The organism is Wolbachia endosymbiont (group A) of Portevinia maculata (genome assembly GCF_964028525.1).
Classification (GTDB): Bacteria; Pseudomonadota; Alphaproteobacteria; order Rickettsiales; family Anaplasmataceae; genus Wolbachia.
Window position 1 is genome coordinate 1,135,146 of the sequence record NZ_OZ034786.1, and the last position, 15,671, is coordinate 1,150,816.

The following is a 15,671-nucleotide window of genomic DNA, read 5'->3' on the forward strand; positions in this document are numbered from 1 at the left end:
TTAAGAAATAGTTTATAATAAATACGTTTTAAGATACCTGCCTGTAACACTTTCTGGAATTTTTACCACTTCTTCTGGAGTTCCAGTGGCAATCACTTCTCCGCCTTTTATTCCGCCCTCTGGTCCGATGTCTATTATATAATCTGCAGTTTTTATAACGTGCAAATTGTGCTCGATAACTATAACAGTGTTTCCCAGATCGACTAATCTATGGAGTATTTTTAGTAAGTTATTTATATCTTCAAAGTGTAATCCAGTTGTTGGCTCATCAAGAATATACAATGTTCTTCCGGTAAATCGTTTTGATAGCTCTTTGGACAGCTTTATTCGTTGTGCTTCACCCCCAGACAACGTTGTTGACGACTGTCCGAGTTTTATATAGCCAAGCCCCACTTCCTGCAAAGAAACCAACTTTTCTTTTACCATTGGAAGGTTTTCAAAAAAATCACAAGCCTGATCTATCGTCATATCAAGCACATCAGAGATTGATTTTCCTTTATAAGTAACTTCCAATGTTTCACGATTATACCTTCGCCCTTTACACTGCTCACACTTCACATAAACGTCCGGTAGAAAATGCATCTCTATCTTTAAGTGCCCATCACCTTTACAAGCCTCACACCTTCCCCCTCTGGTATTAAATGAAAACCGGCCTATATTATATCCCCTTGCTTTTGACTCCGAAAGACCTGCAAACCAATTTCTTATATGAGTAAACATACCGACATATGTTGCTGGATTTGACGCAGGAGTTCTACCAATTGGCGACTGATCAACTTCTATAACTTTATCTATATATTCAAGGCCTTCTATTCTATCACACCGACCATACCGTGCAGACGAATGATATATCTTATGTGCTGAATATTTATATAACGTTTCTATGACTAAACTTGATTTTCCCCCTCCTGATATTCCAGTAACACAAATAAGATTCCCTATAGGAAATTTAACGTTCACATTTTTTAAGTTATTTTCACATGCATTTATTACTTTTATGAACTGAGTTGCTTGCTTTCTTCTCCTTGGAATTAAAATTTTTTTCTCTCCACTCAAATATTGCCCTGTTATGCTCCCTGAATTTCTTTGCACCTGGTCTGGTGTTCCTTCTGCAATAACTTTTCCACCATTTACGCCAGCTCCAGGACCAATATCAATCGCATAATCAGCAGCCATTATTGTATCTTCATCATGCTCAACAACGATTACAGTGTTACCCATGTCTCTCAAGTCTTTCAGTGTAGCAATTAACCGATCATTATCGCATTGATGAAGGCCTATCGAGGGTTCATCAAGCACATACAGCACTCCTGTTAAACCAGAGCCAATTTGCGAAGCAAGTCTGATCCTCTGACTCTCACCGCCAGAGAGAGTGCTAGATTCTCGATCGAGCGTTAGGTAATTCAACCCTACATTCTTTAGAAATGCTAGCCTCTTGATTATTTCATTTAATATTTTACTTGAGATTTGCTTCTGTTGTTCTGTGAGCTTGTCTGGCAAATTTTCAAACCACTTAAGGGATTTATCGATGCTGAGCCCTGATATTTCACCTATATGTCTGCTATCAATTTTCACTGTGAGTGCTTCTTTTCTCAATCTATGGCCAGTACATTCCTTACAATGAATAACAGAGCAGTATCGCTCAACAAGCGTTTCATCATAATCCATCTGGTTCTCCAAGATACTGATCAAACCTTGAAATTTATTAGAGCCAAAGAGTATCATATCTTTTACTTCTTGATCTATGTTCTTCCACGGAACATCAAGGCTAAATTTACAATTTTCAGCCAGTGATAGAATTGCACTTTTTAGAAATCCATAACTTGTGTGCACTTGACGGAACATTGGTCCTACTGGCTTTAAAGCACCCTCAGATATTGAAAGAGTTTCATCTGGCACTATCAGCTTTACATCAACAGCCAGCTTTTTACCAAGCCCATTACACGAACCACATGCACCGTAAGGGCTGTTAAAAGAAAATAATCTTGGTTCTATTTCCTCAAGAGTGAAACCAGACTCGGGGCATGCAAAATTCTCTGAAAAAGTCAGAATTTGACCATTTTTATACTCGGAATTATGGTTGTCAGGTAGGTTTACTACTTCTACATACATTAGACCATTACCAAGTTTTAGTGCGGATTCTATACTACTTGGCAGTCGATTTCCTATATCGCCCAATATTGATATTCTATCTGCAACCACAAAAATGTCGTGTTTCTTGTTCTTATCAAGTTTAGGCAAGTCATCTACATTGTACACTTCACCATCTATTTTGAACCTTACGTAACCTTGTCTTTTAATTTCCAATATCTCTTTGAGATGTTCTCCCTTTCTACCACGCACAACAGGGGCAAGTATATATATTTTAGTTTCTAAAGGTAACGCAATTATAGTATCTACAATTTGAGATACAGTTTGCTTTGTTATCGGTAATCCAGTTGCAGGTGAATAAGGAACCCCTATTCGTGCATATACTAAGCGCAAGTAATCGTAAATTTCGGTAACAGTTCCAACTGTTGACCTTGGATTTTTTGAGATCGATTTCTGGTTGATAGATATTGCAGGGGAAAGACCTGTAATCGACTCAACATCTGGTTTATCCTGAATGTTGAGAAATTGACGCGCATAAGCTGATAGGCTTTCAACGTATCGGCGTTGGCCTTCTGCATAAATCGTATCAAATGCGAGACTAGATTTACCAGAACCACTTAGCCCAGTTATAACAACTAGCTTATTTTTCGGTATATTGACATCTATACCTTGCAGATTATGTTCCCTTGCACCCTTAACTCTTATAAAATCGTCCATATTATACTATATAACGTATTTTAACCATTATAGCCTTAAAATACATGAATTTACAGTGATATGTTGATTTTCTATTGATTTTTTCAACTGTTACGGAAAATTAGGCAGCGTTTGGTAAATCGTCATTCCGCTACTTGTTAGCGGAATCTATGCTGAGATACCGGGCGGTATGACGTAGGGCTGTACAACTTGTGTTAGAGTCTTAGGGCAAATCTACTACCTATAAATTCTAAACTGTTGTTACGCACCAAATACATCCCCAGGACCCAAAGTCAGTTTAGCTATATCAGAAAACAGGTTATGTGGAAATCTTAAAATACTTCTTGTTTGCCAAGCAAAATAAATACATTCCTACAAACAAGCAGATGCTTAATACTGACGCATAAGAAAACTTAAAAATTAAATCTCTAATATATATTGCTAAGCATTTACCTGCAGAAAATTTGTATAGTAATCCAACACATACAACGGCACTATCAATTACTGATGCCATAATTAAAGTAATGAAATTTGCCATATGAAAATTCAACTTGGACTTCAATTTTTCAAAAACAATTATGCTCGAGAGAAGAGATACTAAAATTGCAGCATATGAAGTCAATATCATCAAACTAAAACTTTGCCATTTTAAAATACAGCATAGCGCTGTACACACTATTAAGCTATACGTAGCTTTTTCTTTGCCATAAAATTCAACCATTGAATTTACAACTAAAGCAGCTCCTATAAATAAAGCAGCACATATCATCAATTTATTTGAAGCGTTGAGTAAAGAAAGACTGATAAATAAGAGTGTCAGTAAAATAGACATAACTACCTACCCAAATTTAATGACATACATTTATTTTAAGTAAATATTGCACATAGTGAAAGAGTTATTTAACCTAATGGAAAAAAAACATTTTAAACTGACATGCTATAGCTACCCAAGAAAGGTTTTCCTACGTCATACCGCCGCGGCCGCTAACAAGCAGCGGGATGACGAGTTTGTCGTTTATCAAATCGTCTGTAAACCTAAGTTACTTTAGCTATATAATAACTATTTCCCAAATCTTTCAGATTTACTTTTAAAACATCCTTTATGTTTAGCACCTTTTTCTCTGTTACTTTGCCAATACATGAATAAGCCGCATCTTCAAACAACGCTTCAAACCTCTGCTGATTTTGTGGTGCAATAGTAACCAAAATTCTACTTTGCGATTCAGAAAACATTATTATCTTGTTTATTATGTCTGTATTTTGTGTTTTTCCTATTGGTACTAGTGAAAGATCGATTTCAGCACCAAGGTCTCCTGCAATTAGCGATTTTGCCAGAGCAATAATTAAGCCGCCTAAGTTTGGTGCAATTGCAGAGGCAATTATGCCATCTTTTATTGCCTGGTTGTAACGCTCATACAACTTCCTAGCGCTCTTTGCATCAACTTTTGGCACGTTGTTATTATCTATTCCACTATATAACTGATATTCAGATCTACCAAGCTCATCGTGGGTTGTACCAAGCACATATATCAAGTCCCCTGGCATTTTCACATCAAGCGATACCGCATTTTCAATATTTTCTATAACTCCAATTGCTGAAATGAGTAATGAAGGTGGTGCAGATATCATCACTTTCTCGCCATTTTCGTCATATCCCTTGAAGTCATTGAACATACTGTCTTTTCCGGATATGAATGGCGTTTTAAATGCAGTTGCAAAGTCGTAACAAGCCTCTGCAGCTCTCTTTAGCTGCCATAGCCTTTCTGGATTATAAGCATCGCACCAGCAAAAATTGTCGAGCAACGCTAGATGATTTATATTTCCTCCTGCAGCTACGTAGTTGCGTATTGCAGTGTCAATCGCACATGCTGCCATGTGATAAGTGTCAATTTCTCCATAACTTGAGCCAAATCCCTGCGATTTTACAACACCTTTGTTTGAAGAAAGGACTGGCCTCGAGACAACAGCTTCACTGCATACTCTTCCCTTGCCTTGCAGTGGTTTCAGTATTGACGACCCCTGAACCTCATGGTCATATTGCACCACTATGAACTCTTTGCTGCATATGTTTGGTCTGCTTAGCATTTTTTTTAATGCAAAGGTGTCATTCCAGTGCTTGACACTGGAATCCATTTCACATTCAATTCCACCGTTGGATGGGTTTTTGCATAAAATGTTTGCAGGCTCAGCCTGCTGGATCCCAGTGTCAAGCACTGGGATGACAGGGAAGAGTGTTGGGATGACAGGAGAGGGTTCCGGAATGACAGCAGGCTCCTTAGACCATGGCTTTGTTTGTAAATGCACTTTGGGATTACCGTCATGCAAAAATTCAGTTTCCATATCCATTATTACTGTCCCTTCAGGACATTTAACAACAGCTTTACCACTCTCATTAAACTCTCCAATCACACAAACCTCCACATCATGTTTTTTCATGATTTGCTTAAACGCAGGAAAATTTTCTTCTGGCACTGCTAAAGTCATTCTCTCTTGTGATTCTGATATCCATATTTCCCACGGAGCCATACCATCGTTTTTAAGGAGAACCTTGCTCAAATCAACTTCAAATCCGTCTTTTCCCATTTCACCAATAGACGATGATAGACCGCCTGCTCCATTATCCGTTATTGCATTATAAAGACCAAGATCTCTTGCTTTTATGACGGCATTGGATAGTTTTTTTTGTGTTATGGGGTCACCAATTTGCACAATCGTTGAAGGGCTGTTTCCCGACAAAGCCTCTGAAGAAAACGTTGCACCGTGAATTCCATCTCTTCCAACTCTTCCACCAATAATTACGATTTTATCGCCATTTTTTGGTCCTTTAATGTGTGAAGGTGCATTATTTATATTGCGTGGAATAATTCCGACACTTCCAACAAAGACTAATGGCTTGCCACAAAATCTATCGTCAAAATATACCGATCCAAGTTGCGTTGGAATGCCAGAACAGTTACCAGCAACATTAACGCCATGAATCACTTCTTTCATTATATATTTTGGCGGTAAGATCTCATCAGTGCGCTCCTTGTCCCTATAAAATTTGCCTTTTGCTTCTTTGGCAAAGCAAAAGTAATAGGTATTCATTATAGGCTCCGCGCCTTTCCCGAAACCCACTATATCACGATTAACTCCAAGCACTCCGGTCATTGCTCCACCAAATGGATCAAGAGCTGAAGGGCTATTGTGAGTTTCAACTTTATCGACAATCAAGTAATCGTCATCAAAAATTATTCCTCCTGCGTTGTCGGAGAAAACTGACACGCATATGTCAGAATTTATCTCACGCGTTGCACGCTTAATATAATGAGCATATAGACCGTCTTTTATTTCATCAATAGGGGAGCAAAAAATATTGTGTTTACAATGTTCAGACCAAGTCTGTGCCAGAGACTCAAGTTCAATATCATATGGATTTCTACCGAGTTTTTTAAAGTAATCCTTTATAGCTTTCATTGCTGCCAGCGAGAGCCCTAAAGTGCCATTACCATCGATTCCATCTCTGCTGATTTTTTCAAGCTCTTGGTCACTCACATTGAGGTCAACAGACTTAGTACTATCCTCTGTCATCCCAACCCTACCTTCTGTCATTCCAGTGCTTGACACTGGAATCCAGTTTGCATTATACAATTGCTTGAAATTTTCTGGATCCCAGTGTCGGGGCACTGGGATGACACCAGGTGTTGTATTCGATTTACCATAATATTTCCAGCTATAGTTCTTACAGATAAGTGTGCAATATTCAGTGATAGGGTTGAATTCTTGCTTTATATCATCTTCGGTTGGCATGCTTCCTTTACCCAAAATCAGCTTTGAACTTCTTGCTTTGATATGAACGCCTTCATCAATGTGGCCCTTGCTAATTAAATACTCTCTAACAATTTGTTTCGCTGTGTTGCCCACATTGTCAGTCATGCCAGGTAAAAAGCTTATTTCCAAGCCCCACTTTGCTTGTGGTTCTATGAAGTCATATTGAAGGTTTTCATTGTAGGAATAATAACGGCAGTCTTGTATGACTTTATTATAAAATAGCCCACAAATTTCTTCATGTAATTTTGATGGTAATTCTTTGCTTATGTAAATCAAGTAAACATTAACTACCCTTCTGCGGCCAACTTGTTCACATTTATTTAAAACTTCTATTCTGATGTTTGCCATGTAATATTGTGAAAGACTTTAATATATCATAGCATAAGAAACTGCGAGCACATTTATATTTTGAGTGATTTCTATATAATAAAATATTGTATTAATTGTTACTGTTAGTGGGAAGAGTTTTTACCGTTAATGTGGATGAGTCCTTTTTCAATGTATTGGTTCAGCACATATTTTCTGAATATGAAAGAGAAAAAATTCCCGAGATAAAGATCATACTTCCCTGCAAAAGGGATGTAATAGCGCTGCTGAGTGCGTTCAAGAATTATAACGCTAAAAAATGCATAATTTTGCCAGAGATAGTTTCACTGGAAAACATTGATGAAGAGGATTTAATATTAAATCTTGATAGAGTTAAAGTTATCAATCCAACAAAGAGGACGCTGCTACTCATTCAATTCATATTGGAGTGGAATAGAAAAAATAATGATAATTTCCCCATTGATTTAGCTTATAGCCTGCCATCATTGCTTGATAAAATTCAATCTACCCAAACAACGGATTGTTATCAATTCGATGAACATTCAAAAAAAATAGAGAATTTCATAAGCTTACTCATTGAGAGTTGGAATAAAATTTTAAAAGATTTAGGAGTAGTAGATATATTAGAACATAAGAGTGATTACATAAACAATATGATAATCTCTTTACAAAAAGACCAACATATAATCTTTGTTGGAATTGGAAAGGATAAGTCGTTAATTAAGGCTATATATGACCTGCCGTTTGGAAAAATAATTTTTCCTAATCTGAATTTGAAAATTAAAGAGAAAGATTGGCAATCACTTGATAAAAAACATTATCAATATTGCCTGAAAGATCTACTCGATTATTTAAATGTAGATAGAAGAGATGTGAGTTTTCTGCCAGAAGCGTGTTCTCCAGTGCCCAGACACTGGGATCCAGAAAACTTAACTTTAAATGAGCGCACCAGGTGGCTGTATAATGAAAACTGGATCCCAGTGTCAAGCACTGGGATGACAGAAGAAAGGGCTGGGATAACAGGAAGTCCTGAGGAATATCTAGATTACATTTTTGATACAACTGCCGATCTAAGCAAAGTTAGTAATGGACATATTGGCAATATTGAAGTCATCACTTGTGATTCCAGAGAGGAAGAAGCACAAGTGACATCATTAATTATAGAGAATGAAGGTTATGAAAACGTTTCTTTGGTTGTCTTTGATAAATTACTTGCAGCTCGTATAGCATGTTTATCAAGGCAACACAGTGCCATACCGGAAAATTATCCTTATATAACACTCCTACTTTATAGTATCGAAGTTTTGACCTCAAATTGGAGCAGTGTGTCATTACTTTCGCTCCTTAAACATAGGCTAGTGACTTTTGGTTACACTCAAGAAGAGTACACTCGGATTTTATCTGAATTTGAAATAGAGATATTACGCAACTTTAGTACAAATGGCCTTAAAGATATTATAGATGCTATTAATACCTATAAAAAGCTAAAACATAAAGAGGATATATTGCTTATTATCAATAGGTTAGAGGCTATACTTAATCTTTTAATTAACTCTATAAATTGCCCTATTTCTGATGTGGTGGCAACTCATTTGCAGTGTATTAATGTGCTATCTGGTATAAATTTTTCAGAGCTAAATAGTGAAATAGGTAATTTCACCTGTAATTTCTTGAATGCATGTGAGGGTATAGAAATTAAGTGCTCCTTAGAGTTATATAGCCAAATTCTGACCTTATTTTTAGAGAAAGAGTTTTTCTCTGTAGCAAATGACTTGAATAAATTCAGCTTATATCACAACAAAGTTGTAATACTCGCTGGATTTAATGAAGCGCCAAGCTTTCAAAGTCCGCTTTTGAATGCACTTACGAGAGAAAAATTTAACCTTCCTTCTGCGCAAGAAGAGCAGGGGTATTTTTTTTATACTTTACACAATTTGTTTTGTGCAAGTAAGGTTTATATTACAAGATCGCTAAGCCATAGAAAACCAATTCTATTGCAGCGTTTGGAAATTCTGCTCAAGGAGGGGAAACAGCCGTATCGCGATTGGCTGAGGATATTAAATACGCCTGAATGTACTGTTCCATGTACTCAGCCTATGCCAAAACCTCAAACCGAAGTTAGAAAAGAAAAAATGCAGGTGATGTCTTGCAGTGCAATAGAAAAGCTAATTCGTAATCCTTATTCATTTTACGTTGAATATATACTGGGCCTTAAACAATTAAGAGACTTGAATTTTAAGCCATCGATATTGGAATTTGGCACTATGGTGCACAACATTCTTGCAAGATATTTACGCAACAAAAAGTCGCCAATGAGCATTGCACGAAAAGCATTCTCGACTAGTCAGTTTAATTTTTCAAATATGTGGTGGGTAAGACTGCAAAGGATAATTCAATCTTTTGTCGAATTTGATGAAACTCGAAGCAATTATGTTGAGTTGGAAAAGAGTTTTACCTGTCCGATATTTCATATTCCAGCGCGTGACGCTGGAATCTATATTTCTTGTGATGATGTATCCCAGTATGAAACTGCTTGGATGACAAATAGAGATCTGATCCCACAAGAAATTTTACTGACAGCAAGATGTGATAGAGTTGAGTATCTACCAAGTGGGCAAGTAGCAATTATAGACTATAAACTTGGTTCACCACCTTCCAACGAAGAAGTGATGTCGGGGTTTTTTCCACAGTTAATTTTGCAAGCCTTAGTGGTAGAACATATAACAAAAAGAGAAGTTTCAGAACTTGCTTATTGGAAACTTGATTATGATAAAATAAAAGTTATTTCTATACAAAATTATAGATACAAAATGCAAGAATTAAAAAATGATCTGCCTGGTTTTTTATCTAATTATTTAAGTAATTCCACACCCTTTATTGCCTCTCCATATTTTGATAAATTCCTGAGATTTAATAGCTATAAACAGCTAGAAAGGGTAGGGGAGTGGTTGTAAATGGTGTCATCCGAGTAGCTTGACTACTTGGATTCAGGAAAAAGAATGGTGTCATGCAAGTAGCCTCCTTCTCCTGTCATCCCAGTGCCCCGACACTGGGATCCAGAAAAGTTTGCTTGTAAGCAAGCAAACTAGCATAGAAAGTGGTTACAACATTTTCGATGAGATTATATGGAAAACTGGATCCCAGTGTCTGGGCACTGGGATGACAGCAGTCCTACGTCATACCGCGATTCATTCGCGGTATCTCTTAACATAGATCCCGCTAACAAGCAGCAGGATGACGGTTGTCAGGGTGTCATCCGAGTAGCCTCTTTCTTGTTATCCGAGTAGCCTCTTTCTTGTTATCCGAGTAGCCCCTTCTTGTATCTTGTCAAAAGCATCTAATGTTTTAAGCTTAAGCATTAGGTGGAGAAGGGAGGAACTCTGTGCTTCTTCTTAGATATAAAATCTGTAGAGGAGATAAGAATTCCCTTCTCAAAAGTATAGGCTGGACGGTATCGTAGAAAGACCTGAATGGTTCTAATTCTGTATTCACAAGACTAGCCTTACTTTTCATTTTTAATGGTAACGTATGGGGTTATATATGATCAACAACTTTTTGGGCATAGATATATCAAAAGATCGCTTTGATGTTTTTCTCTCATTTATAAGCAAAAAAGGAAAGCGTGAAACTAGAAAAAGAAGCTTTAAGAACGATGGTTTCAAAGTCTACTGAATTTTCTACACAAACATAATGTAGAAAAAGTAAAAACCTGCATGGAATCTACTGGTTGTTATAGCGAAGCACTGGCTGAATTTCTACACAATGCTGGACATTTTGTAAGTGTTGTAAATCCTTATTGCATAAAATCTTATGCAAGGAGTAAGCTGATACGACAAAAGAATGATCAGACCGATGCAGAAGTTATTGCTGATTATTGCCAAAGACAGGAACCTTCTAGTTGGACACCACCTTCTCCTGAAATGAAAAAATTAAAACATCTTTATCGTTGCTCAGTTGCGTTAAAAGATGAGTTAACATTAGTAAATAACCACTTAGAAAAAAAAGAGAGACTGCCTAAAGAAGTTGCAAATGCTTGGGAAGACCTTGCAATGAATATAGCTCAAAAAATAGAAACAATAAAAAACTCCGTACGTGAACTATTAAATCAACACAAAGAATTGTTGGAAAATTTTCAACTTCTATTGACTATTCCAGGCATAGGAGAAGAATCAGCAATAGCTATTTTAGCTGAAGTTTCTGATATAGAGGTTTTTAGAGATGCCAGGCAATTGGCAGCATATACAGGAGTTATACCACGAAATATGACGTCAGGTTCCTCTGTATATGCCAAACCCAGATTAAGTAAATCCGGTTCACAAACATTACGTAAGGCACTTTTCTTTCCTGCCATAGTAGCTAAGAATCACAATCCTATCATTATGAGCTTTTGCCAAAGATTAAAGGAAAAGGGTAAGCATAATATGGCCATCGTTGGTGCTGCAATGCGTAAGCTACTCCATATCATTTTCGGTATTCTGACATCCAAAAGTGCTTTTGATCCTAACCATATCAAAAACTACAGGGCTAGGAGGTTGACTGAAGGTTTAGTACTTTAAAATCAAAAATGCTTCCTATCTATCTTATGTAAAGTGGTATCTTACACAAATTTATTGAATGTTGTTGGTTAGTGGATATGTTGATAAGTAAACTTCATCTGTTTTGTGCGTATAAAACTAATTTACTTATCAACATATCCACTAACTATAATCTGTGTACTGTTACACAATTGGAAGTATTTTTTGATTTTATGATGCAACTTGGGAAATTTTTATAATTTTTTTGTTGACTAACAAGACGGTATCTCCTGTCATCCCAGTGCTCTTTTTTTGTCATCCGAGTAGTCCCTTTTTTGTCATCCCAGTGCCCCGACACTGGGATCCAGAAAAGTTTGCTTGTAAGCAAGCAAACTAGCATAGAAAGTGGTTACAACATTTTCGATGAGATTATATGGAAAACTGGATCCCAGTGTCTGGGCACTGGGATGACAGCAGTCCTACGTCATACCGCGATTCATTCCTACGTCATACCGCGATTCATTCGCGGTATCTCTTAACATAGATCCCGCTAACAAGCAGCGAGATGAAGATTGTCGTTTAGCTATAAATATTTAAGAAATTTACCAAACGAAAAAAAAGGCAAAAGAAGCCCTAGTCATTGTCTATTTTCAGTATTGGCGTTTTTTAAGTCTTAAACACCGCAATTTAGCTGCTTTTAAATGCAACTCACCTTAGTTTAAATGTTTAAGAAATTTACTAAGCAGAAAAAAAGGCAAAAGAAACCCCGTGTTAGCTAGTTGTCACTCTCTAATCCTGCAAATTGGCGTACTATACTGTCTTAAACGACTTATAAGCGCGTTTCAGCTTATATAGGTAAAAACCCAGAAATGTTGTGAAGACATAAGGTGCACATAGTGCAAAAAATTAAAAATAAGACGCCAACTACGTTGTTTTCTTGCTGTTTAATCTGCACAGATGAAGATAACTGAATACCTTCACTATCATGATAAGGGGGCTGGCGGAGTTTGTCAAGGAAGTTTTTTCGTTTCTATTCCCAAGAAAAGTTCGTTATATGGTTATGCAAGAAGTCTATTATATTTCCTTACCCATTTGCTTAACTTTCTCTCTACTTTTTTTGAATAAGGTCACTATTGGCATGACAAACATTCATCGTAGTCAATATCTGTTTTGTGTTGCAATATTTCACTTTTTTTGAATATGTCATGCGAAACCTTGTCAGCTCTCTGCATTGATTGTGATCTGCAGTAATATAAGCTCTTCAATCCTTTTTTCCAGGCAAGCATGTGTATTTTATGCAAGTAACGTTTGTGTATGTTGGCAGGCAAGAACAGATTGACTGATTGAGACTGACAAACATACGGAGTTCTATCACTTGCATGTTCTATAATCCATCTTTGATCAAGCTCGTACGCTGTTTTAAATGTCAATTTTTCATGCTCACTAAGAAAATCTAAATGCTGAACGGAACCCTCGTTTGTCGAAATTGAAGACCATATTTTATCATTGTCTTGATTTTTTTCTGCTAATAGTTTTTGCAAGAATTTATTTCGCACTACAAATGAGCCTGTCAGTGTCTTTTGTATGAATACGTTTGCTGCATATGGCTCTATTCCAGGAGAGGTATTGCCTGCAATAATGGAGATTGAGGCAGTTGGAGCAATAGCGAGCTTGTGTGTAAACCTTTCCATTAGATCAACTTCTTTGGCATCAGGACATGCCCCCTTTTCCTCTGCTAATTTTTTAGAAACTATATCTGCTTGCTCACGTAAATACTTAAATATTTTTTTATTCCATTGTTGTGCTATTACTGATTCAAAAGGAACCATTTTGCTTTGTAAAAATGAATGAAAACCCATCACACCAAGACCAATACTGCGTTCTCTGGCTGCGGAATATTTTGCTCGCTGCATTTCATTCGGTGCTTTATTTATGAAATCTTCCAATACATTATCAAGAAAGCGCATTATATCTTCTATGAAGAGTTTATTGTCTTTCCATTCTTCGTAGTACTCAAGGTTTACGGATGATAGACAACACACAGCAGTGCGTGACTTATTCAGGTGATCATAACCTGTAGTTAAAGTTATTTCACTGCATAGATTTGACATCTTGATGTCTAAGTTGAGCTTTTTGTAAGATTCTGGCTTATTGTTATTTGTTGCATCAAGGAAAATAATGTAAGGTTCTCCAGTTTCAACTCTTGCTGTTAATATTTTGATCCATATATCCCGCGCTTTTACAGTTGAAATAACCTTATTGTTGTGAGGGCTTATTAAATTCCATTCTTGATCATTCTCAACAGCCTGCATAAATTTATCTGTTACTATTACAGCATGATGTATATTTAACGCTTTGCGATTTGGGTCACCGCCTGTTGGCTTGCGCAAATCCAGAAACTCTTCTATCTCCGGATGAGATACAGGAAGATAGACTGCTGAACTTCCTCGCCTTAAGGATCCCTGACTAATTGCGAGCGTTAGAGCATTTTGCACCACAATAAATGGTACAATTCCTGATGTTTTACCACTACCTTTTACACTTTCACCAATTGAACGTAAATTTCCCCAATAACTACCTATGCCTCCTCCACGTGCAGCAAGCCAAACATTTTCATTCCATAAGTCAACTATTCCCTGCAAGCTGTCTTCGGTTTCATTAAGAAAGCAAGAGATAGGCAACCCTCTCTTGGTGCCACCATTGCTGAGTATTGGTGTTGAAGGCATGAACCACAAGTTGCTCATGTAGTCATAAAGACGCTGCGCATGTTCTTTGTTATCAGAATAGTAATTAGCAATACGTGCAAAGAGGTCTTGGTAACTTTCATTTTCTATTAAATACCTGTCTGATAGAACTGCTTTTCCAAAATCGGTTAATTTGCTATCCTTTGCGTAATTAATAGTAATGTTATTCATAAAATTCCTTTTATTCTTTTATTATATATAGATACTTAAAAGCCACTTTGAGCGATTTTTAAGTTAGGTTTTTCGGATTTTCTTGTTGATGCTGTAATGCAAACAAGATACCGTCAACCTGACTGCCATATATTTTACAGTAACTCATATAACTTATCTGCATATTTATTTTTTTTGCAACATGTTGAACATAACTTTCTGAGTGACGAAAATAGTCTCCTTTGTTTACAAAGTCAATACCTTCACCTTCCTTTCTTCTTATTAAACATATAATAACCCCTTTTTTGCTCGTAGATCTTTTTGCTAATTCCAATTCTTCTTGAAAGTCATGTAGATAATGTAGCACTTCAGCAAAGATAATTACATCATACTGCTGGTTTTTCTTTTGTTTAAGAAACTCTTTCATTTCCATATGTATTAATTCATTGTAAACAGGCTTACCTTTTATAAAGCATCCTCTTGCGATATTTAGCATTCTACTTGAAATGTCAATTCCTGTTATGTGGCTTCCAGTACTATTTATTTTCAAGAAATGACCACATATTCCAGTCCCACAACCAAGGTCAAGTATATTGAGCTCAGAAGTGGAGTTGTTGAAGATTTTTGTAATTATCATGTGTACAAGTTCATGCCCTCTATACTGTTTAGCAATCAACCAATGCTCAACAAAATATTCACCTGTGTAATCAAAATATTGTCTTATGAGGTTTTTTGGCAATTCTGTAATAGGCGCTGAGTTTGTCATTTTTTTTATATAGTAAGATGCCTCCTCGTGATCACTATCTAATTTTAGTGTCTGTGTTAAATAATTATAAGCTTTATTAGTATTCCCTACCGCAAAATGACACCTTCCGATGTTATACCAGACTATGGGTAAATGGGGGTAAAATATGCTAATTAACCAAAATCGTAACTTTGCATTTGATATGCTACCTTTATAAAAGTGATATAAACCGATTTCAATGTTGGTATTTAACAGGTTCTTAGATTTTTTAAGAAGCACTGTCATTTCTTTATGAAGAGTATTATATTTATTCACAATGAAGTGTTTTACTTTCTTAATATTTAATACACCAATGAGCTTAGACATACAATTTAAAGCAACGTTTTTTATAAAAGAGAGATTACTTTTCATACATGAGAAATACTCCGAATGTTCATTATCATTTTTAGGCAATTGATTTTAACACATTTTATCTTACAAAATATCTTTTTTATTAATTTTTACTGTATATATAAGTTTACCGCATATTTCTCAGATTGTACTGTTTAGGATTGCTAGTATATTGTTGTTGATAATATAAGTAAATGTTTTGTG

The 15,671-nt window shown here is 36.3% G+C and carries 8 protein-coding genes and 1 pseudogene; 4 read left to right on the forward strand and 5 right to left on the reverse strand.

What is annotated here, in order from left to right; genetic code table 11:
• Nucleotides 1–12 precede the first annotated feature (12 nt).
• From uvrA to ABWU36_RS05670, 3 genes are all read right to left on the reverse strand, one after another.
• On the reverse strand, nucleotides 13–2,808 hold the full coding sequence (uvrA, locus tag ABWU36_RS05660; protein WP_253309618.1) for an excinuclease ABC subunit UvrA: 2,796 nt from the start codon (nucleotides 2,806–2,808) through the stop codon (nucleotides 13–15).
• Between the two features lie 298 nt (nucleotides 2,809–3,106).
• A complete protein-coding gene (locus ABWU36_RS05665) occupies nucleotides 3,107–3,619 on the reverse strand; it encodes a hypothetical protein (RefSeq protein WP_253309619.1) in 513 nt (170 codons plus the stop codon).
• A gap of 203 nt (nucleotides 3,620–3,822) precedes the next feature.
• Nucleotides 3,823–6,945 (reverse strand): AIR synthase-related protein, encoded by a 3,123-nt coding sequence (locus tag ABWU36_RS05670; RefSeq protein ID WP_265045173.1) that lies wholly within the window; start codon nucleotides 6,943–6,945, stop codon nucleotides 3,823–3,825.
• A 107-nt stretch (nucleotides 6,946–7,052) separates the two neighbouring features.
• Between ABWU36_RS05670 and ABWU36_RS05675 the strand changes: the two genes are divergently transcribed.
• From ABWU36_RS05675 to ABWU36_RS05690, 4 genes and pseudogenes are all read left to right on the forward strand, one after another.
• Nucleotides 7,053–9,878 (forward strand): WPE palindromic element domain-containing protein, encoded by a 2,826-nt coding sequence (locus tag ABWU36_RS05675; RefSeq protein ID WP_353273121.1) that lies wholly within the window; start codon nucleotides 7,053–7,055, stop codon nucleotides 9,876–9,878.
• A gap of 19 nt (nucleotides 9,879–9,897) precedes the next feature.
• Nucleotides 9,898–10,137, forward strand: a complete 240-nt coding sequence (locus ABWU36_RS05680) for a hypothetical protein (RefSeq protein ID WP_353273122.1) — start codon at nucleotides 9,898–9,900, stop codon at nucleotides 10,135–10,137.
• A 327-nt stretch (nucleotides 10,138–10,464) separates the two neighbouring features.
• A pseudogene (locus ABWU36_RS05685) lies at nucleotides 10,465–11,480 on the forward strand (IS110 family transposase).
• Between the two features lie 293 nt (nucleotides 11,481–11,773).
• A complete protein-coding gene (locus ABWU36_RS05690; protein WP_309166368.1) occupies nucleotides 11,774–11,977 on the forward strand; it encodes a hypothetical protein in 204 nt (67 codons plus the stop codon).
• A 591-nt stretch (nucleotides 11,978–12,568) separates the two neighbouring features.
• Here ABWU36_RS05690 and ABWU36_RS05695 read toward each other — a convergent pair.
• On the reverse strand, nucleotides 12,569–14,353 hold the full coding sequence (locus ABWU36_RS05695; RefSeq protein ID WP_253309154.1) for a ribonucleoside-diphosphate reductase subunit alpha: 1,785 nt from the start codon (nucleotides 14,351–14,353) through the stop codon (nucleotides 12,569–12,571).
• Between the two features lie 58 nt (nucleotides 14,354–14,411).
• Entirely contained in the window at nucleotides 14,412–15,488 is a 1,077-nt protein-coding gene (locus tag ABWU36_RS05700; protein WP_353273223.1) for a methyltransferase domain-containing protein, read from the reverse strand.
• Nucleotides 15,489–15,671 lie beyond the last annotated feature (183 nt).

Excerpts from the sequence above, each read along its gene's own strand:
- ABWU36_RS05700 (WP_353273223.1), bottom strand. The coding sequence starts at position 15,488 with ATGAAAAGTAATCTCTCTTTTATAAAAAACGTTGCTTTAAATTGTATG.
- ABWU36_RS05695 (WP_253309154.1), bottom strand. The coding sequence starts at position 14,353 with ATGAATAACATTACTATTAATTACGCAAAGGATAGCAAATTAACCGAT.
- uvrA (WP_253309618.1), bottom strand. The coding sequence starts at position 2,808 with ATGGACGATTTTATAAGAGTTAAGGGTGCAAGGGAACATAATCTGCAA.
- ABWU36_RS05665 (WP_253309619.1), bottom strand. The coding sequence starts at position 3,619 with ATGTCTATTTTACTGACACTCTTATTTATCAGTCTTTCTTTACTCAAC.
- ABWU36_RS05670 (WP_265045173.1), bottom strand. The coding sequence starts at position 6,945 with ATGGCAAACATCAGAATAGAAGTTTTAAATAAATGTGAACAAGTTGGC.